This is a genomic window from Candidatus Pantoea formicae, assembly GCF_011752625.1.
Classification (GTDB): Bacteria; Pseudomonadota; Gammaproteobacteria; order Enterobacterales; family Enterobacteriaceae; genus Pantoea; species Pantoea formicae.
The window spans coordinates 539,640-558,556 of record NZ_VWXD01000002.1; the positions used below are offsets into that span (position 1 = coordinate 539,640).

An 18,917-nucleotide genomic window follows, 5' to 3' on the forward strand; every position below is an offset into this window, starting at 1 on the left:
GCACGTAGGAACACAAAGTTCAGGCTTTACACGTTCCGCCCTTTTACTCGGTCTGCTATTATTCGCTTAAATGTGCAGTCAACTGACTTACTTTCACAATCAGGATTCAAGAGGTTACCTAACCCATGGCAATCGTAGGCATTTTCTTCGGCAGCGATACCGGCAACACTGAAAACATTGCAAAAATGATCCAGAAACAACTGGGTAAAGATGTCGCCGAAGTGCATGACATTGCTAAAAGCACCAAAGAAGATCTCGCAGCGTTCGACATCCTGCTGTTGGGCATTCCGACCTGGTATTACGGCGAAGCACAGTGTGACTGGGATGATTTCTTCCCGACGCTGGAAGAGATCGACTTTAATGGCAAACTCGTTGCGCTGTTTGGCTGTGGCGATCAGGAAGATTACGCAGAATATTTCTGTGACGCGATGGGCACTATCCGCGACATCATCGAACCAAACGGTGCGGTGATTGTTGGGCACTGGCCGACTGAAGGCTACCATTTCGAAGCATCAAAAGGTTTGGCAGATGACAAGCATTTCTTGGGCTTAGCGATTGATGAAGATCGTCAGCCAGAGTTGACCAACGAACGTGTAGACGCTTGGGTGAAGCAGATTTTCGATGAACTGCAATTGAAAGAGATCATCGAAGCATAAGGCTTTTCCCAAACCGATGTGGGCGGTGTCTCACATCGGTGCAACGGAATTTCCTATAAAAATAATAGCTACGGTTTTTTAACTTTTCCCCGCAAATCTGTACAATACCCGCAATGGTCATCCGCTTATTCCTCTGACAGTAGAATGAGGCTGAGTGAAATGGAAATCCAAACCAGCCTGTTTCGCCATGGCTTAGGCAGCATTTATCCTTACAGCCTATGTTGATTTAATGCGATAGCTTGGTTTTCATTTCACTGCTTCAGTTCTATAATGAGACGCAAATGAGAATAGGCGTTGACCTAAACATTCAAGGCCCTTGTGCCACAAGTGACAAGCAAAGTAACAGGACAATATCCGCATGACTGACAACAACTCCGCATTGAAGAAGGCTGGCCTGAAAGTCACTCTGCCAAGATTGAAAATTTTGGAAGTGCTTCAAGGACCCGGCCCTGAGTCCCACCACGTCAGTGCGGAAGATTTGTACAAGCGCCTGATTGATATGGGCGAAGAGATTGGTCTGGCCACGGTATATCGCGTTCTTAACCAGTTTGATGACGCAGGTATCGTAACCCGTCATAACTTCGAAGGCGGTAAATCCGTATTCGAACTGACTCAACAACATCACCATGACCACTTGATCTGCCTGGATTGTGGCAAGGTCATCGAATTCAGCGATGAGTCAATCGAAACGCGTCAGCGTGAAATTGCGACTCGCCATGGCATCAAGCTCAGCAACCATAGCCTGTATCTGTATGGTCACTGTGCTATTGGAGACTGCCGCGAAGACGATACGCTCCACGACAAGTAATCGAGTGTGCTATGCAATATAAAAAAACCGGTGCCTGGCACCGGTTTTTTTATGCCTGCGATCAGGCAACAAAGGTCTCATGAAGATAGCGCCAGCGCGGAATCGTGGTACTGCAATCCAGCACAGCCAGCGCGATGCGGCTTTGGTTGGTGCCATTCATCATTTGCAATTCACGGTATTGAATCGTCACTTCCTGACTCTGCTGAGAGATGATGGCATGTTCGCTGGTCGCAATACGCATCCCCTCACGTCGGCCATGCAACTGGCGGAACAACACTTCAGTGTCGTTAAGATCCAATTGCTTACCCAGTGGCGTCACCATTTTGAATTCAGGGTGAAAGTGAGACAAAAGCAATTCCATGCTGTCATCGCTGCCTTCTGCCTGGTTAAAAATTCGTTCAATCAGCTGATGTAAAACCACCACACTGTGTTTAGCTTCCAGAGCGAGACTGGTCATTTTTTTTCCTTTGATAACCCGCAAAGCCTTATCTGAGAGCGCTAGCCTACCTGAAAAAAAGTTTTTCACACTCGCTAATGGATTAATTTTGCTAAAGTCAGATTAGTCGCAAAATTCACCAACAAACACCATTGAGCTCCCGCAGCATAAATAGCTGGAAGTGGTGGATTGCAGACAATAAAAAAGGGCGAAAACTCGCCCTTTTATGATCATATCGTGCTTTCAACAAGCAGGATTAATCGCCGATTTTGGCAAAGGTATCACGCAGACCTACCGTGCGGTTAAACACCAGCTTAGCTGGCTGCGAGTAGACGCTATCCGCACAGAAATAACCTTCACGTTCAAACTGGTACGGTGCGGAAGCAGTAGCTTCACGCAGACCCGACTCGACAAAGCCCTGTTTGATTTCCAGCGAATTCGGGTTGATGGTGGTCAGGAAATCTTCCGCCGCCGCCGGATTCGGTATGCTGAACAGACGATCGTAAAGGCGGAATTCAGCAGGCAGTGCATGAATGGCTGATACCCAATGAATCACGCCTTTCACCTTACGACCATCCGCAGGATCTTTGCTCAGTGTGTCGACATCGCAGGTTGCGTAGATGCAGGTAATGTTCCCCTCTTCATCTTTGGCTACACGCTCTGCACGAATAACATAGGCATTACGCAGACGCACCTCTTTGCCCAGCACCAAGCGTTTGTACTGCTTGTTGGCTTCTTCGCGGAAGTCAGCGCGGTCGATCCACACTTCGCGGCTGAACGGCACTTGACGCGTGCCCATCTCCGGTTTGTTGGGATGGTTTGGCATGGTCAGTGTTTCTTCGTGACCCGCCGGCAGGTTTTCGATCACCACTTTCAGAGGATCGAGCACCGCCATCGCACGTGGTGCGTTCTCATTGAGATCGTCACGGATGCATGACTCCAGCGACGCCATCTCTACGATGTTGTCCTGCTTGGTCACGCCAATACGGCGACAGAATTCGCGAATCGAAGCTGCGCTGTAGCCACGACGACGCAGACCAGAAACGGTCAACATGCGCGGGTCATCCCAGCTTTCAACGACCTTCTCGGTCACCAGCTGCGTCAGCTTGCGCTTAGACATCACTGCATACTCAAGATTCAGACGAGAGAATTCGTACTGACGTGGATGCTGAGGGATGGTGATGTTATCCAGCACCCAATCGTACAGGCGACGGTTGTCCTGGAACTCCAGCGTACAGAGCGAATGGGTAATGCCTTCAATCGCATCGGAGATGCAGTGGGTGAAATCGTACATCGGATAGATGCACCACTTTTCGCCGGTTTGGTGATGTTCCGCAAATTTAATGCGGTACAACACCGGATCGCGCATCACGATGAAGCTTGAAGCCATGTCAATTTTGGCGCGCAGGCAGGCTTTGCCCTCTGCGAAACCGCCATCACGCATCTTCTGGAACAGCGCCAGGTTCTCCTCCACGCTGCGATCGCGATACGGGCTGTTCTTGCCCGGTGCCGTGAGCGTGCCGCGATATTCACGGATCTCATCGGCGGAGAGTTCATCAACGTAAGCCAGACCTTTATTGATCAGCTCTACGGCGTAGTTAAACAATTGGTCGAAGTAGTCTGAGGAGTAACGAATGTTGCCGCTCCACTCAAAGCCCAGCCATTGCACGTCACGCTTGATGGATTCAACGAACTCCAGATCTTCTTTCACTGGGTTGGTATCGTCGAAACGCAGGTTGCACTGACCTTGATAATCTTGGGCGATACCAAAGTTCAGGCAGATAGATTTCGCATGGCCAATATGCAGGTAACCATTGGGCTCAGGCGGGAAACGGGTATGCACACTGTTGTGCTTACCGCTCGCCAAATCTTCGTCGATGATCTGACGAATAAAGTTCGTTGGGCGGGCTTCAGCCTCACTCATCTCAAAATCCTCAAAACAATAGCGGGTGATTTGTACCACGAAGTAACGGAGTATGATCCACAAAGCGCAGGAGGGAAACAACCGTTTGTTGGTCGTTTTAAAACAAAAAAGGCAGGAATTGCTTCCTGCCTTCTGGCTAAATCACAAGGACTTAGTTTTTCACTTCATACAGCGGTGTCACACCCGCGACGACCGAGCCACTCGCCAGCAGATTCAGACCTGCGAAATCATCGCTATTACTCACTACCACCGGGCTAATCATTGAGCGTGCATTGGCATTGAGGTAGTCCAGATCCATTTCCAGCACGGGCTGACCCGCACTGACCGTCGCACCCTCTTCGACCAGACGCGTAAAGCCTTTACCTTCCAGCGCTACCGTATCCAGACCCATGTGTACCACGATCTCAACACCGTTGGCCGTTTCAAGGCAGAACGCGTGGTTGGTGTTGAAGATTTTCACCAGGGTACCGGCAATCGGTGCGACGACAGTTTTGTCGGTTGGCTTGATCGCCAGGCCATCGCCCACCGCCTTGCTGGCGAAGGCTTCATCTGGCACGGCATCCAACGCCACAATATCACCCGTCACCGGTGCCAGCAGGGTGGCGATGACCGCTTTCTCGCTGTTCAGAACGGCCTGTGGTTTGGCAGCGACGGGCGCTGGCGCCGCGGATGACGCGGTTGCTGCCACAGGGCCTTTACTCAGGACGGTTTTCATCGCGCTCGCAATGAGCTCAGCCTGTGTACCGACAATCACCTGCACACTCTGTTTGTTCAGGCGAATAACGCCCGATGCGCCCAAACGTTTCGCCACACCGTCATTCACCTGCGCTGAATCTTTCACGTTCAGACGCAGACGAGTAATACAGGCATCAATGTTGGTCAGGTTTTCAGAACCACCCACCGCAGCAATATAACGGCGCGCCAGGGATTCAGTTTGGCTTTCACCGCTACCGCTATGGTCGACGTTGACGTCATAACCATCTGTTTCATCGCCCGCAGACAGTTCACGACCCGGCGTCATCAGGTTGAATTTCTTAATCGTGAAGCGGAACACCACGTAATAGACGACGAAGAACACCAGGCCTTGTGGGATCAGCATCCACCAGTTCACCGCCAGTGGATTTCGGGTTGAGAGCACCATATCCACTAACCCGGCACTGAAACCGAAACCGGCAATCCAATGCATGCTTGCTGCGATGAACACCGAAATACCGGTCAGCACGGCGTGAATGACATACAGCACCGGCGCCACGAACATAAAGGAGAATTCCAGTGGCTCAGTGATGCCGGTAAAGAAGGCCGCAAAAGCCGCAGCCAGCATGATACCGCCCACTTTGGCGCGGTTTTCTGGACGCGCACAGTGGTAGATTGCCAACGCAGCGCCAGGCAGACCAAACATCATGATAGGGAAGAAGCCCGCCTGATAACGACCCGTAATACCTGGGATCCCCGTGCCGTTGGCAATAGATTGTGCACCACCAAGGAACTTAGGAATGTCGTTAATTCCGGCTACGTCGAACCAGAATACGGAGTTCAATGCGTGATGCAGACCGACAGGAATCAACAGACGGTTGAAGAAGGCGTAGACGCCCGCACCCACTGAACCCAGTTTCTGAATGTGCTCACCGAAGTTGACCAAGCCACCGAAGATGATTGGCCAGATATACATCAGGATGAAGGCAACGATAATCATCAAGAAGGAAACGAGGATCGGCACCAAGCGGCGTCCACTGAAGAACGACAGTGCTTTCGGCAGCTCCACGTGGCTAAAGCGGTTATACACTTCAGCTGAGAGAATACCGACCAGGATACCAACAAACTGGTTGTTGATTTTACCGAAGGCCGCTGGCACCTGATCCACCGGTATTTTCTGAATCATAGCGACCGCAGCAGGTGAGCAGAGTGTGGTCACCACCAGGAAGCCGACGAAGCCCGTTAACGCGGCTGCGCCATCTTTATCTTTCGACATACCGTAAGCCACACCAATGGCAAACAGCACAGACATATTTTCAATGATGGCCGAACCGGATTTGATCAACAGTGCCGCCAGCGCATTGCCTGCGCCCCAGCTGTCTGGATCAAGCCAGTACCCCACACCCATCAAGATTGCCGCTGCCGGCAGGGTCGCTACCGGCACCATAAGCGCACGGCCGACCTTTTGCAGATATCCTAAAATACTCACCTTATTCTCCCCCTATGAGACTGGCGTTTTGCCGTGGCGTGGGTTGATTTTATTATCCCGACGCTCGGTACCTTGATGACATCATTCACCACGAAGCGCAGTGTAAAGATAAATTAATTCGCCTCGCAAATTAAAACCACGATAACTGTGACTTTAATCACCATAACGGACGTTTATTCCTGCGAAATGCTAGCCACCACCACAAACTTATTTTATGATGAAAAATATCAGGTCGCACTTTTCCCTGCTGGTTACGCTTAAACGGATTACGCTTAAGGGCAGCAACCTAAACCAGAATCGGCGACAACATTTTCCTAATCTTAATTGAGGTGAAGACATGAGACTGATCCCTTTGGCCACACCGACCCAGGTGGGTAAATGGGCTGCACGCCATATTGTTAACCGCATTAACGCGTTTAAGCCTAGCGCAGAACGTCCCTTCGTGCTGGGGCTACCAACCGGCGGTACACCGCTGGAAGCTTACAAGCATCTGATTGAGATGCACAAAGCGGGCCAGGTTAGCTTTAAGCACGTTGTCACCTTCAACATGGATGAGTATGTTGGGCTGCCAAAAGAGCATCCAGAAAGCTATCACAGCTTCATGTATCGTAACTTTTTTGATCACGTTGATATTCAAACAGAAAATATCAATCTTCTGAATGGCAATGCACCTGATATTGACGCAGAATGTCGCCAGTATGAAGAGAAGATCCGCGCTTACGGCAAAATTAACCTGTTCATGGGCGGCGTGGGTAATGATGGACACATCGCATTCAACGAACCCGCCTCCTCCCTCTCTTCCCGTACCCGTATCAAAACGCTGACGCATGAAACGCGCCTCGCGAATTCGCGCTTCTTTAACGGCGATGTCGATCAGGTGCCAAAATATGCACTGACCGTGGGCGTGGGTACGTTGCTGGATGCCGAAGAGGTGATGATTCTGGTCACCGGTCATGTTAAAGCCCAAGCGTTGCAGGCTGCCGTGGAAGGCAACGTTAACCACATGTGGACCATCAGCTGTCTGCAGTTGCATGCAAAATCTGTTGTGGTGTGCGACGAGCCATCCACCATGGAACTGAAAGTGAAAACCGTAAAATATTTCCGCGAAATGGAAGCGGAAAATATGAAAGGTGTGTGAGAACACGTTGTAAAAAACCTGCCACCTAAAGATGGCAGGATTAGCCGGGAGAAAAAACGATGTACGCATTAGTAAACGGCCGGATTTTTACTGGCCATGAAATTCTGGACAATCATGCAGTCGTGATTGCGAATGGCCTGATTGAGCGCGTGTGCCCGCGTGACGCCCTCGACGCGACAATGGCACAGCAGGATGTGGCTGGTGCCTATATCGCTCCCGGTTTTATTGATTTGCAACTTAACGGCTGCGGCGGCGTGCAGTTCAACGATGATATTGAGGCGTTGAGCGTAGAAACACTGGAAATTATGCAACGTGCCAATGAAAAATCAGGTTGCACCAGCTATCTCCCTACGCTGATCACCAGTACCGATGCATTAATGAAGCGCGCCATTGAAACCATGCGCGCCTACCTGGCGAAACATCAGAATCAGGCGCTCGGCCTGCATCTGGAAGGGCCATGGCTGAACAAAGCCAAGAAAGGCACGCACAATCCAGAACTGATTCGTTTGCCCGACGCAGAGATGGTCGATTTCCTCTGTGCCAACGCCGATGTGATTACCAAAGTCACGCTCGCACCGGAAAATGCCGGTGGCGAGGTCATTCGCAAGCTATGTGATGCAGGGATTATTGTTTCTGCGGGCCACTCAAATGCGACTTACGAGGAAGCCAAAATCGGCTTTAGCGCAGGCGTCAGTTTTGCCACCCACCTTTATAACGCGATGCCGACCTTCGCGGGCCGTGAACCAGGCCTGATCGGTGCGCTGTTTGATTCACCTGATGTATACTGCGGCATCATTGCAGATGGTTTACATGTCCATTACGCTAACGTGCGCAATGCAAAACGCATCAAAGGCAACAAGCTGGTCTTAGTGACAGATGCCACAGCACCGGCGGGTGCCTCGATTGATAAATTCATTTTTGCAGGCAAAACAATATACTATCGCGACGGCCTTTGCGTTGACGAAAACGGTACCCTGAGTGGCTCGGCACTGACGATGATTGAAGCCGTTCAGAATAGTGTCGAACACTGTGGTATCGCACTGGATGAGGCCTTGCGTATGGCAACCCTTTATCCGGCACAGGCAATGGGCGTGGAAAAACAGTTAGGTTCGGTGGAAGCAGGAAAAGTCGCTAACCTGACTGTCTTTACCCGCGATTATCAAATCACTAAGACGTTAGTCAATGGAGACGACGTCCTCAGCGAGTAAGTACTGAATGACCACTGGCGGCCAGACTCAAATAGGAAATGTCGATCTTGTCAAACAACTTAACAGTGCAGCCGTTTATCGGCTAATTGATCAACAGGGGCCGATTTCGCGCATACAAATTGCCGATCTCAGCCAGCTTGCGCCCGCCAGCGTCACAAAAATCACGCGTCAGCTCATTGAGCGCGGCCTCATTAAAGAGGTGGAGCAACAAGCCTCCACCGGCGGGCGTCGCGCTATCTCTATCATTACGGAAACCCGTCACTTTCATACCATTGGCGTCCGCTTAGGGCGCAATGATGCGACGCTGACATTGTTTGACCTGAGCGGAAAATCGCTGGCGCAAGAAGACTATCCGCTTCCTGAACGCACCCAGGAAACGCTGGAAAATGCCCTGTTTAATGCGATCGCTGCGTTTATGGCCGCACATCAGCGCAAAATCCACGAACTGATCGCCATTGCCGTGATCCTGCCGGGTTTAGTCGATCCGATTAACGGCATCATCCGTTATATGCCGCATATCACCGTGAGCCACTGGCCACTGGTTTCCAGCCTGCAACAGCGCTTCAACGTCACCAGTTTTGTCGGTCATGATATTCGCAGCCTGGCACTGGCAGAGCATTATTTTGGTGCAAGCCGTGACTGCGCAGACTCCATTTTGGTGCGTTTACATCGTGGTACCGGCGCGGGCATCATCGCCAATGGGCATATTTTTCTTGGCAGCAACGGTAACGTCGGTGAGATCGGCCATATTCAGGTTGATCCACTCGGCGAGCGTTGCCACTGCGGTAACTTTGGCTGCCTGGAAACCATTGCCGCCAATGGTGCGATTGAAAATCGTGTGCGCCATCTGCTCAACCAGGGCTACCCGAGCACACTGACACTCGATAATTGTTTGATGCCGCAAATTTGCCGCGCCGCCAACCAGGGTGATGCATTGGCGTGTGAAGTGATCGAGTATGTTGGGCGTTATCTGGGCAAAGCCATCGCTATCGCGATTAACCTGTTCAACCCACAAAAAGTGGTGTTGGCGGGTGAAATAACCGAAGCGGACAAAGTCTTGTTCCCGGCGATTGAGGGCTGCATTAATACCCAGGCGTTGAACGCTTTCCGCAAAAACCTGCCTGTGGTGCGTTCTGAGCTGGATCACCGCTCAGCGATTGGTGCGTTTGCACTGGCAAAACGCGCGATGCTGAATGGCATTCTGCTGCAGCATCTGCTGGAAGAATAATTGAAGCCTGCCGTCTGGCGGGCCTGACCGGAAGCTATTATGACCATCAAAAGCGTAATCTGTGACATCGACGGCGTGTTGATGCACGACAATACTGCCGTGAAAGGCGCCAACGACTTCCTGCAGCGCATCCTTGAAAAAGAGATGCCGCTGGTGGTGCTGACCAACTATCCATCCCAAACCGCTCAGGACCTGGCAAATCGATTTGCTAACGCGGGCGTCGAAGTGCCCGATTCGGTGTTTTATACCTCGGCGATGGCCACCGCCGACTTCTTGCGCCGTCAGGAAGGCAAAAAAGCTTATGTGATTGGCGAAGGCGCACTGATACATGAACTGTATAAAGCCGGATTCACCATTACCGATGTCAACCCAGACTTTGTGATTGTCGGTGAGACGCGCTCCTTCAACTGGGAAATGATGCACAAGGCCGCGTTCTTCGTCGCCAGCGGCGCGCGCTTTATCGCCACCAATCCGGATACCCATGCGCGCGGCTATGTTCCTGCCTGTGGCGCACTCTGTGCGGGTATCGAAACGATTTCCGGCCGCAAGCCGTTTTATGTCGGCAAGCCTAGCCCTTACATCATGCGTGCCGCGCTGAACAAAATGCATGCTCACTCTGAAGAGACCGTGATCGTTGGAGATAACCTACGCACCGACATCCTGGCCGGATTCCAAGCCGGACTGGAAACCATTCTGGTGCTCTCGGGGGTTTCTACGCTGAGTGATATTGATGCGATGCCCTTCCGGCCCGACTGGATTTACCCTTCGGTGGCGGATATCGATCTCTTCTAAGTTTTTGCTATCGCATTTACTTATCGCCCTGCCCGCACGCTGTGTGAGCAGGGCGTTTGTTTTTACATCTCTTTATCATGATTTTATGCAGCGGTAATTGCGCATGAAATCATCCAAACCGCCAATTCTTTAGATGCCATCTAATTTAATCGTCATTTATTTAGATAAAATTCAATTTTTAAGCCATCACAACAATCTTTTTATCAAAAGATCGCAATTTTACTTGCGTTAACACCACCAGATAGCGCATTTTCTTATACATCACGCAGTCGAGGCTGCCGGACAAACGTAGAAATCACATCGCCTAAAGGTGAGATCAGGAGTCAGTTATGTGTTCGATTTTTGGTGTGTTGGATCTGAAGACCGATCCTGTTGAACTGCGCAAGAAAGCGCTGGAGTGTTCCCGTCTGATGCGTCACCGTGGCCCGGATTGGTCCGGCGTCTACGCCGACGATAAGGCCATCCTGGTGCATGAGCGCCTGTCAATTGTTGACGTTAACAACGGCGCACAGCCGCTGTACAACGCCGACCACACCCACGTACTGGCCGTAAACGGTGAAATTTATAACCATCAGGCCCTGCGTGCTGAGCTGAGCGATCGTTATGCCTTCCAGACGGGCTCTGACTGTGAAGTCATTCTCGCGCTGTATCAGGAAAAAGGTCTGGATTTCCTCGATGACCTGCAAGGCATGTTCGCCTTCATTCTGTGGGACAGCGTGAAACAACAGTATCTGATTGGTCGCGACCATATCGGTATTATCCCGCTCTACATGGGTAACGACGAACACGGTAACCTGTTTGTGGCTTCTGAGATGAAAGCGCTGGTGCCGGTGTGCCGCAGCATCAAAGAATTCCCGCCGGGAAGCTTCCTGTCCAGCAGCGATGGCGAAATCCGCCGCTACTGGCAGCGTGACTGGATGGATTTCTCTGCGGTTGCTGAGAACACCACCGATGCCGCTGGCCTGAAACACGCGCTCGAAGAGTCAGTGAAAAGCCACCTGATGTCTGATGTGCCTTACGGTGTATTGCTCTCTGGGGGTCTGGACTCTTCCATCATTTCAGCCGTCACCAAGCGCTTTGCGGCAAAACGTGTTGAAGATGAAGATAAGAGTGATGCCTGGTGGCCACAGTTGCACTCCTTCGCGGTAGGTCTGGAAGGTTCACCGGATCTGAAAGCGGCGAAATCCGTGGCTGAGCACCTTGGTACTGTGCACCATGAAATTCACTTCACCGTGCAGGAAGGTCTGGATGCCATCCGCGATGTGATTTATCACATTGAAACTTATGATGTCACCACCATCCGTGCATCAACGCCGATGTACCTGATGTCGCGTAAAATCAAGGCGATGGGCATCAAAATGGTGCTTTCCGGTGAAGGCGCAGATGAAGTGTTTGGCGGCTATCTCTATTTCCACAAAGCGCCGAACGCCAAAGAATTCCATGAAGAAAACGTGCGTAAGCTGCTGGCTCTGCACATGTTTGACTGCGCACGTGCTAACAAAGCGATGTCTGCATGGGGTGTTGAAGCTCGTGTACCCTTCCTGGATAAGAAATTCCTGGACGTTGCGATGCGCATCAACCCAGAAGATAAACTGTGCGGCAGCAACGGTAAGATGGAGAAACACATCCTGCGTGAGTGCTTCTCTTCATACCTGCCAGAGAGCGTGGCATGGCGTCAGAAAGAGCAGTTCTCTGATGGCGTGGGCTACAGCTGGATTGACTCGCTGAAAGAAGTGGCAGCAAAACAGATCAGTGACCAACAGCTGTCTACCGCACACTTCCGTTTCCCGTACAACACGCCGAACTCGAAAGAAGCGTATTTGTACCGTGAAATCTTTGAAGAGCTGTTCCCGATTGCCACTGCTGCTGAGTGTGTTCCAGGTGGTCCATCTGTGGCATGTTCTTCAGCGAAAGCGATTGAGTGGGATGAAGCTTTCAAGACCATGGATGACCCTTCTGGTCGTGCAGTGGGCGTGCATCAGTCCGCGTATAAATAAGCTTTTGAATGAATATCATAAGGGGCCGAATGTGGCCCCTTTTTGCTTTATTCGTCGATGTTGCGATCGAAAACTGCCGAATAAATCACCACCCTGGTTATAACCCAGACAAACAGGTGTTTTAAGGCAAAAAACGGCAAAAAACTTGTTGACGCTACAAAGCTCAATACGCATAATGCGCCCCGCAACGCCGATGAAGGTTAGCGAAAAAAGATGGCTACGTAGCTCAGCTGGTTAGAGCACATCACTCATAATGATGGGGTCACAGGTTCAAATCCCGTCGTAGCCACCATCTTTTTTTTTCGCGGGAGTGGCGAAATTGGTAGACGCACTAGATTTAGGTTCTAGCGCCGCAAGGTGTGCGAGTTCAAGTCTCGCCTCCCGCACCATTTCATCTTCGGCAGCCGGATGGGGTATCGCCAAGCGGTAAGGCACTGGTTTTTGATACCAGCATTCCCAGGTTCGAATCCTGGTACCCCAGCCAATCCGACAGTTCTCGTGGATACGACTCGACAGATGGGATATCGCCAAGCGGTAAGGCACCGGTTTTTGATACCGGCATTCCCTGGTTCGAATCCAGGTATCCCAGCCATCGTCGAATGCAGTAAGCAGTAAACTCAGGCTACGTAGCTCAGCTGGTTAGAGCACATCACTCATAATGATGGGGTCACAGGTTCAAATCCCGTCGTAGCCACCAAATTTTTGGGGTGTCGCCAAGCGGTAAGGCTCTGGTTTCTGATACCAGCATTCCGGGGTTCGAATCCCTGCACCCCAGCCATATTAAAGACAATTTGAAAAGCATTATTGGGGTGTCGCCAAGCGGTAAGGCTCTGGTTTCTGATACCAGCATTCCGGGGTTCGAATCCCTGCACCCCAGCCAATTAAAAACAATTTGAACAGTATTATTGGGGTGTCGCCAAGCGGTAAGGCTCTGGTTTCTGATACCAGCATTCCGGGGTTCGAATCCCTGCACCCCAGCCAAATTGAACAATAAAGCCCGCTTTTGCGGGCTTTATTGTTTTCTGCGTTCAGTCAAATCAAGAGCGCCTGACGACGCTCCACAAATTCTTATAAGCCTAAAGCGTACTTCAGTACCTTACGTTTCAGCGCACCGGCATTTTCTGCCGCGATCAATCCCAGATTACGTGCAAAGCGCAACGGCGAAAGCTTATTACTGAATGCAAAGTAGAACAGATCCATCCCCCCCTGCATCAGCAAGTTATCCTTATAACGCTGGCGATGATAACGCTGAAGTACCGCATCCGATGACCACAGCTGTGCCTCACTGCGCGCCTCAACCAGCGTTGAGATCAATGCATCCACATCACGGTATCCCAGATTGACACCCTGCCCCGCGAGGGGATTAATGGTATGCGCGGCATCGCCCACCAGCGCCAGACCCGGCATCACATAGCGCGTGGCGTGGCGTCGAATGAGAGGAAAGGATGCGGCTTGCTTCACATGGAAGCGTCCGACACGTGCCGGGAAATGCGCATGGATCTCTTTCTCCAACTGCGGCAGCGGTAAATTCTGCAACTGGCGAATGCGCGCGGGAGCGTCATACCACACCAACGAAGCGTGGCGTTCGAATAAGGGCAGGAAGGCACGAGGACCTTCTGGGGTGAATTGTTGCCAGGTAGAATCGCCCGCATCATGTTCACATTCCACGCTGATTAGCATACAAGACTGCGCATAACTCCAGCCTCGTACGCCTATGCCAGCCAGCTGGCGAACGCGCGAGTTGGCCCCATCAGCACCCACAACGAGGCGCGTATCCAGTAGGGTGCCGTTATCCAGCTGAACATGCCAGCCACCGCTATGCTGCTGGAGGCTCTGCAAGCTGGCGGGACAGATCAGCGTAATGCCCTCTTCCTGCATTTTCTCCCACAGTGCGCGCTGTAACACGCTGTTCTCCACCATATACCCCAACTCAGGCAGGCCCAGTGACGCGGCATCGAACGTCACGTGCGCACTCTGCCACTCCCAGGTTTCCAGCTTGCGGTAGGGGGCACAGCGCATCGCCTCAACACGAGGCCAGACATTCAACTGACGCAGCAGCGCCACTGACGAGGCACCGATGGCTGAGATACGCACGTCAGGCGGGCTCGCAGCATCAAAACGGGCAGGTTCAGCGCGTTCTATCACCGCCACGCGAAACTGCTGCTGTGCCAGCCCACAGGCCAATGCGGCACCAACCATGCCACCGCCCACTATCACCACATCAAAATGTGAATCCTGCATTGACTCTAATCCTTCTGCTTGCCGTAATGCCTCACAGCATCACGTTGATAGATAAAGTGTACCGGAAATTGGCCGTACAATCTCAAGGCCTGCTGCTCTGGTCACAACAGCAGCAAAGCATTACAATACGCGCCCTGCACTTCGCTCTGATCAATGGCTAGTTCGATGACCAAAAAACTGCATATCAAAACCTGGGGCTGTCAGATGAATGAGTATGATTCATCTAAGATGGCCGACCTGCTGAACAGCACACACGGTTACACCCTGACCGATGAAGCCGAAGAGGCAGACGTGCTGCTGCTCAATACCTGCTCCATTCGTGAGAAGGCACAGGAGAAGGTTTTCGCCCTGTTGGGACGCTGGAAGAAGTTGAAGGCGGTGAATCCTGACGTGATCATTGGTGTCGGCGGTTGTGTCGCTTCACAAGAAGGTGAACGCCTGCGCGAACGTGCGAATTGCGTTGATATTGTGTTTGGTCCTCAAACCCTGCATCGCCTGCCAGAGATGCTAAATCAGGTGCGCGGCACGAAAAGCCCGGTGATTGATATCAGCTTCCCGGAAATCGAAAAGTTTGACCGCCTGCCTGAGCCCCGCGCTGATGGGCCTACCGCTTATGTCTCGATCATGGAAGGCTGCAATAAATATTGTACTTTCTGTGTGGTGCCTTACACCCGTGGCGAGGAAGTCAGCCGTCCGTGCGATGATATTCTGCTGGAGATCGCGCAACTCGCCGCGCAGGGCGTGCGTGAAGTTAACCTGCTAGGACAGAACGTCAACGCCTATCGCGGCACGACCTTTGATGACCAGATCTGCAGCTTTGCGGAATTATTGCGTCTGGTCGCCGCTATTGATGGCATCGACCGCATCCGTTTTACCACCAGCCACCCTATTGAGTTCACGGATGACATCATTGATGTCTATCGCGATACGCCTGAGTTAGTGAGCTTCCTGCATTTGCCAGTGCAAAGTGGTGCTGACCGCATCCTGACATTGATGAAGCGCGCACACACCGCGCTGGAGTACAAAGCGATCATCCGTAAGCTGTTGAAGGCGCGCCCTGATATTCAGATGAGTTCAGATTTTATCATCGGTTTCCCAGGCGAAACGCAACAGGACTTCGAGCAAACCATGAAGTTAGTGGCTGACGTCAATTTTGACGTCAGCTTTAGCTTTATCTACTCAGCGCGCCCAGGCACACCTGCCGCCGATCTGCCTGATGATGTCTCAGAAGAAGAGAAAAAACAGCGCCTGTATATCTTGCAGGAACGTCTCAATCAGCAGGCAATGGCGTGGAGCCGCCGTATGCTCGGCACCACGCAGCGTGTGCTGGTAGAAGGCATTTCGCGTAAGAATGTCATGGAGTTAATGGGACGTACGGATAACAACCGCGTGGTCAATTTCGAAGCCCCTGTCGAGATGATCGGTAAATTTGTTGATGTTGAAATCATCGATATCCATGCTACCTCACTGCGCGGTAAGCTGGTGCGTACCGAAGATGAAATGGCCCTGCGCGTGAACCAAAGCCCAGCAGCCGTCATTGCCCGCACACGTCGTGAAAATGACATCGGCGTCGGTATTTACCAGCCTTGATCCCCGAATCTCTGAGCGACAGTGCACACCGCGCTGTCGCGATTTTCAGTCAGTTACGCTTGTATTCCTTAAGCGACGCCCAAATATCTCCTTTGCAACTTGCACCTGGGCGTGACCCCATAAATAATTCCGTAATGATGCTCAAGTCATTAATCAGAGCATCTGATACCCCTTTTCAACTGGCCCTGAGCGACCCAAAGGATTCATTTGAATATCGAAACTCGTGAAATCGCCCTTGAACCGGCAGATAACCGTCGGCTGTTGAGCCTGTGCGGTCCGTTTGATGACAATGTGAAGCAACTTGAACGACGTCTGGGTATCGAAATCAACCGTCGTGACAACCAATTTAAACTGGTGGGCCGAGCGCTGAGTGTGAACGCTGCGGTGAACATCCTGCGCGACCTGTATGTGGATACCGCGCCAGTCCGTGGGTTGATCCCTGATATAGAGCCGGACCAAATCCATCTGGCCATTAAAGAGAGCCGCGTGCTGGAACAAACCGCGGAGAGCGTGCCAGAGTTTGGAAAAGCCATAAACATCAAAACCAAGCGCGGTGTGATTAAACCGCGTACGCCTAACCAGGCGCAGTATGTGGCCAACATTCTCGACCATGACATCACCTTTGGTGTGGGCCCAGCCGGTACCGGTAAAACCTATCTGGCCGTTGCCGCAGCAGTAGATGCACTGGAGCGGCAGGAAATTCGTCGCATCCTGTTAACGCGTCCCGCCGTTGAGGCCGGCGAAAAACTCGGCTTCCTGCCGGGTGACCTCAGCCAGAAAGTCGATCCTTACCTGCGTCCACTTTATGATGCCCTGTTCGAGATGCTGGGTTTCGAGCGCGTAGAAAAGCTGATGGAGCGCAATGTTATTGAGGTGGCACCGTTGGCGTACATGCGCGGTCGTACCCTTAATGACGCCTTTGTGATCCTGGATGAGAGTCAGAACACCACTATCGAACAGATGAAGATGTTCCTGACGCGAATCGGCTTCAACTCCAAAGCGGTGATTACCGGAGACGTGACGCAGATTGACCTGCCACGCAGCACCAAATCAGGCCTGCGCCACGCCATTGAAGTGTTGGCGGAAGTCGATGAAATTAGCTTTAACTTTTTCCACAGCGAAGACGTGGTGCGTCATCCAGTTGTCGCACGCATCGTGAATGCTTATGAAGCATGGGAAGAAGCTGACCAAAAACGCCGAGACAAACTGGCTGAAGACCGCAAGCGTGAAGCGCTGGCGGCTCAGCTAGCGACCCAACCCAGCCCGCAGGAGCCTTCATGAGCGCGGTGATTTTAGATTTACAGTTGGCCTGTGCCGATGAAAACGGCCTGCCAGCCGAAACCGCCTTTCAACGCTGGTTGGAAGCGGCAGTCACGCCTTTCCAGCCTGAAAGTGAAGTGACCATTCGTTTGGTCGATGAAGCGGAAAGTCATGAGCTTAATCTGACTTATCGCGGCAAAGACAAACCCACAAACGTGCTCTCCTTTCCTTTTGAAGCACCACCGGGTATTGAATTACCGCTGCTGGGCGATCTGATTATCTGCCGTCAGGTTGTTGAGCAAGAAGCGGAAGAACAAAGCAAAACCCTTGAAGCCCATTGGGCGCATATGGTGGTACACGGCACGCTGCATCTGCTGGGTTACGATCATATTGAAGACGATGAAGCCGAAGAAATGGAGGCGCTGGAGACCGAGATAATGCTTGCTCTTGGATATCCTGACCCGTACATTTCGGAGAAAGAAGACGCCTGAAACTCCGTTTCGGGTTATTGCGCTGCTGGCGAGGATGCCAGCAGTTCCTTTCCCTCATTAGAGAGAACGAAATAAAAACGCCATGAGCGACGACCATTCTCAAAACAGCGACGCACCCAGTAGTAAAAAGGGTTTTTTCTCCCTGTTAATCAACCAACTGTTTCACGGTGAACCTAAAAATCGTGACGAACTGCTGGGGCTAATCCGCGATTCTGAGCAGAAAGAGCTGATCGACCAAGACACCCGCGACATGCTTGAAGGGGTGTTAGATATTGCCGAACAGCGTGTGCGTGACATCATGATCCCGCGCTCCCAGATGATCACCCTTAAACGCAACCAAAGCCTTGAAGAGTGTCTTGCGGTCATTATTGATTCCGCCCACTCACGCTTCCCGGTGATCAGCGAAGACAAAGACCACGTTGAAGGCATTTTGATGGCCAAAGACCTACTGCCGTTTATGAGCAGCGCGTCTGAACCGTTCAGCATCGAAAAAGTCCTGCGTACTGCGGTGGTAGTGCCCGAAAGTAAGCGTGTCGACCGCATGCTGAAAGAGTTTCGTTCCCAGCGCTATCACATGGCAATTGTCATTGATGAGTTCGGCGGCGTTTCTGGGCTAGTCACCATCGAAGACATTCTCGAATTGATTGTCGGCGAAATTGAAGATGAATATGACGATGAGGAAGATCGTGATATCCGTCAGCTTAACCGCCACACCTATACCGTGCGCGCGCTGGCGCCTATTGAAGATTTTAATGAGATTTTCGGTACCAGCTTCAGTGATGACGAAGTGGATACCATCGGCGGTCTGGTGATGCAGGCATTCGGCCACCTTCCCGCTCGCGGTGAAAGCATTGACATTGATGGTTACCAATTCAAAGTCGTGATGGCTGACAGCCGCCGTATCATCCAGGTGCATGTGAAAATTCCGGAAGATTCTCCACAACCGCAACTGGAAGACGAATAATT

15 protein-coding genes and 8 tRNA genes are annotated in these 18,917 nt (G+C 51.7%); 19 read left to right on the plus strand and 4 right to left on the minus strand.

Features of this window, described 5'->3' with window-relative positions; all coding sequences use genetic code 11:
* Window positions 1-125 precede the first annotated feature (125 nt).
* Together fldA and fur are read left to right on the plus strand one after the other, a co-directional pair.
* Window positions 126-656 (plus strand): flavodoxin FldA, encoded by a 531-nt coding sequence (gene fldA / locus F3J38_RS07175; RefSeq protein WP_034829111.1) that lies wholly within the window; start codon window positions 126-128, stop codon window positions 654-656.
* A 358-nt stretch (window positions 657-1,014) separates the two neighbouring features.
* Window positions 1,015-1,464 (plus strand): ferric iron uptake transcriptional regulator, encoded by a 450-nt coding sequence (fur, locus tag F3J38_RS07180; protein WP_084937785.1) that lies wholly within the window; start codon window positions 1,015-1,017, stop codon window positions 1,462-1,464.
* Window positions 1,465-1,525: 61 nt separating this feature from the next.
* Here the strand turns inward: fur and F3J38_RS07185 are convergent, their stop codons facing one another.
* The 3 genes from F3J38_RS07185 to nagE form a co-directional block, all read right to left on the minus strand.
* A complete protein-coding gene (locus tag F3J38_RS07185; protein WP_167136382.1) occupies window positions 1,526-1,921 on the minus strand; it encodes a hypothetical protein in 396 nt (131 codons plus the stop codon).
* Window positions 1,922-2,156: 235 nt separating this feature from the next.
* A complete protein-coding gene (glnS, locus tag F3J38_RS07190; protein ID WP_167136384.1) occupies window positions 2,157-3,824 on the minus strand; it encodes a glutamine--tRNA ligase in 1,668 nt (555 codons plus the stop codon).
* 151 nt (window positions 3,825-3,975) lie between these two features.
* Window positions 3,976-6,000, minus strand: coding sequence for an N-acetylglucosamine-specific PTS transporter subunit IIBC (nagE, locus tag F3J38_RS07195; protein WP_167137110.1), 2,025 nt, complete (start codon window positions 5,998-6,000; stop codon window positions 3,976-3,978).
* A gap of 343 nt (window positions 6,001-6,343) precedes the next feature.
* Between nagE and nagB the strand changes: the two genes are divergently transcribed.
* The 13 genes from nagB (at window position 6,344) to F3J38_RS07260 (ending at window position 13,350) form a co-directional block, all read left to right on the plus strand.
* Window positions 6,344-7,144: a glucosamine-6-phosphate deaminase gene (nagB, locus tag F3J38_RS07200; protein WP_084937793.1), complete on the plus strand. Its 801-nt coding sequence runs from the start codon at window positions 6,344-6,346 to the stop codon at window positions 7,142-7,144.
* Window positions 7,145-7,203: 59 nt separating this feature from the next.
* A complete protein-coding gene (nagA, locus tag F3J38_RS07205; protein WP_167136386.1) occupies window positions 7,204-8,352 on the plus strand; it encodes an N-acetylglucosamine-6-phosphate deacetylase in 1,149 nt (382 codons plus the stop codon).
* Window positions 8,353-8,359: 7 nt separating this feature from the next.
* Window positions 8,360-9,580 (plus strand): DNA-binding transcriptional regulator NagC, encoded by a 1,221-nt coding sequence (nagC, locus tag F3J38_RS07210; protein ID WP_167136388.1) that lies wholly within the window; start codon window positions 8,360-8,362, stop codon window positions 9,578-9,580.
* 39 nt (window positions 9,581-9,619) lie between these two features.
* The gene (locus F3J38_RS07215; protein WP_167136390.1) at window positions 9,620-10,372 is read left to right on the plus strand and encodes an HAD-IIA family hydrolase; all 753 of its coding nucleotides are present in this window, start codon (window positions 9,620-9,622) and stop codon (window positions 10,370-10,372) included.
* Window positions 10,373-10,701: 329 nt separating this feature from the next.
* Entirely contained in the window at window positions 10,702-12,369 is a 1,668-nt protein-coding gene (gene asnB, locus F3J38_RS07220) for an asparagine synthase B (protein ID WP_167136392.1), read from the plus strand.
* Between the two features lie 215 nt (window positions 12,370-12,584).
* Window positions 12,585-12,661 (plus strand) — tRNA-Met (locus F3J38_RS07225).
* A gap of 12 nt (window positions 12,662-12,673) precedes the next feature.
* Window positions 12,674-12,758: transfer RNA gene (locus F3J38_RS07230), tRNA-Leu, on the plus strand.
* A 20-nt stretch (window positions 12,759-12,778) separates the two neighbouring features.
* Window positions 12,779-12,853: transfer RNA gene (locus tag F3J38_RS07235), tRNA-Gln, on the plus strand.
* 33 nt (window positions 12,854-12,886) lie between these two features.
* Window positions 12,887-12,961, plus strand: a tRNA-Gln gene (locus F3J38_RS07240).
* Between the two features lie 28 nt (window positions 12,962-12,989).
* Window positions 12,990-13,066: transfer RNA gene (locus F3J38_RS07245), tRNA-Met, on the plus strand.
* 6 nt (window positions 13,067-13,072) lie between these two features.
* Window positions 13,073-13,147 (plus strand) — tRNA-Gln (locus tag F3J38_RS07250).
* Between the two features lie 27 nt (window positions 13,148-13,174).
* A tRNA-Gln gene (locus tag F3J38_RS07255) sits at window positions 13,175-13,249 on the plus strand.
* Window positions 13,250-13,275: 26 nt separating this feature from the next.
* Window positions 13,276-13,350 (plus strand) — tRNA-Gln (locus F3J38_RS07260).
* A gap of 87 nt (window positions 13,351-13,437) precedes the next feature.
* Here F3J38_RS07260 and ubiF read toward each other — a convergent pair.
* A complete protein-coding gene (gene ubiF, locus F3J38_RS07265; RefSeq protein WP_167136394.1) occupies window positions 13,438-14,610 on the minus strand; it encodes a 3-demethoxyubiquinol 3-hydroxylase in 1,173 nt (390 codons plus the stop codon).
* Window positions 14,611-14,775: 165 nt separating this feature from the next.
* Between ubiF and miaB the strand changes: the two genes are divergently transcribed.
* The 4 genes from miaB to corC all read left to right on the plus strand — a co-directional run bounded on the left by miaB (window position 14,776) and on the right by corC (window position 18,915).
* Entirely contained in the window at window positions 14,776-16,200 is a 1,425-nt protein-coding gene (gene miaB / locus F3J38_RS07270) for a tRNA (N6-isopentenyl adenosine(37)-C2)-methylthiotransferase MiaB (RefSeq protein WP_167136396.1), read from the plus strand.
* Window positions 16,201-16,407: 207 nt separating this feature from the next.
* A complete protein-coding gene (locus F3J38_RS07275) occupies window positions 16,408-17,481 on the plus strand; it encodes a PhoH family protein (RefSeq protein WP_167136398.1) in 1,074 nt (357 codons plus the stop codon).
* Window positions 17,478-17,951 carry an rRNA maturation RNase YbeY gene (gene ybeY / locus F3J38_RS07280; protein WP_167136400.1) on the plus strand — a complete coding sequence of 158 codons (474 nt, stop codon included), beginning with the start codon at window positions 17,478-17,480 and terminating at the stop codon, window positions 17,949-17,951. The genes F3J38_RS07275 and ybeY overlap by 4 nt, the downstream gene beginning before the upstream one ends.
* A gap of 82 nt (window positions 17,952-18,033) precedes the next feature.
* Window positions 18,034-18,915: a CNNM family magnesium/cobalt transport protein CorC gene (corC, locus tag F3J38_RS07285; RefSeq protein WP_084935401.1), complete on the plus strand. Its 882-nt coding sequence runs from the start codon at window positions 18,034-18,036 to the stop codon at window positions 18,913-18,915.
* Window positions 18,916-18,917 lie beyond the last annotated feature (2 nt).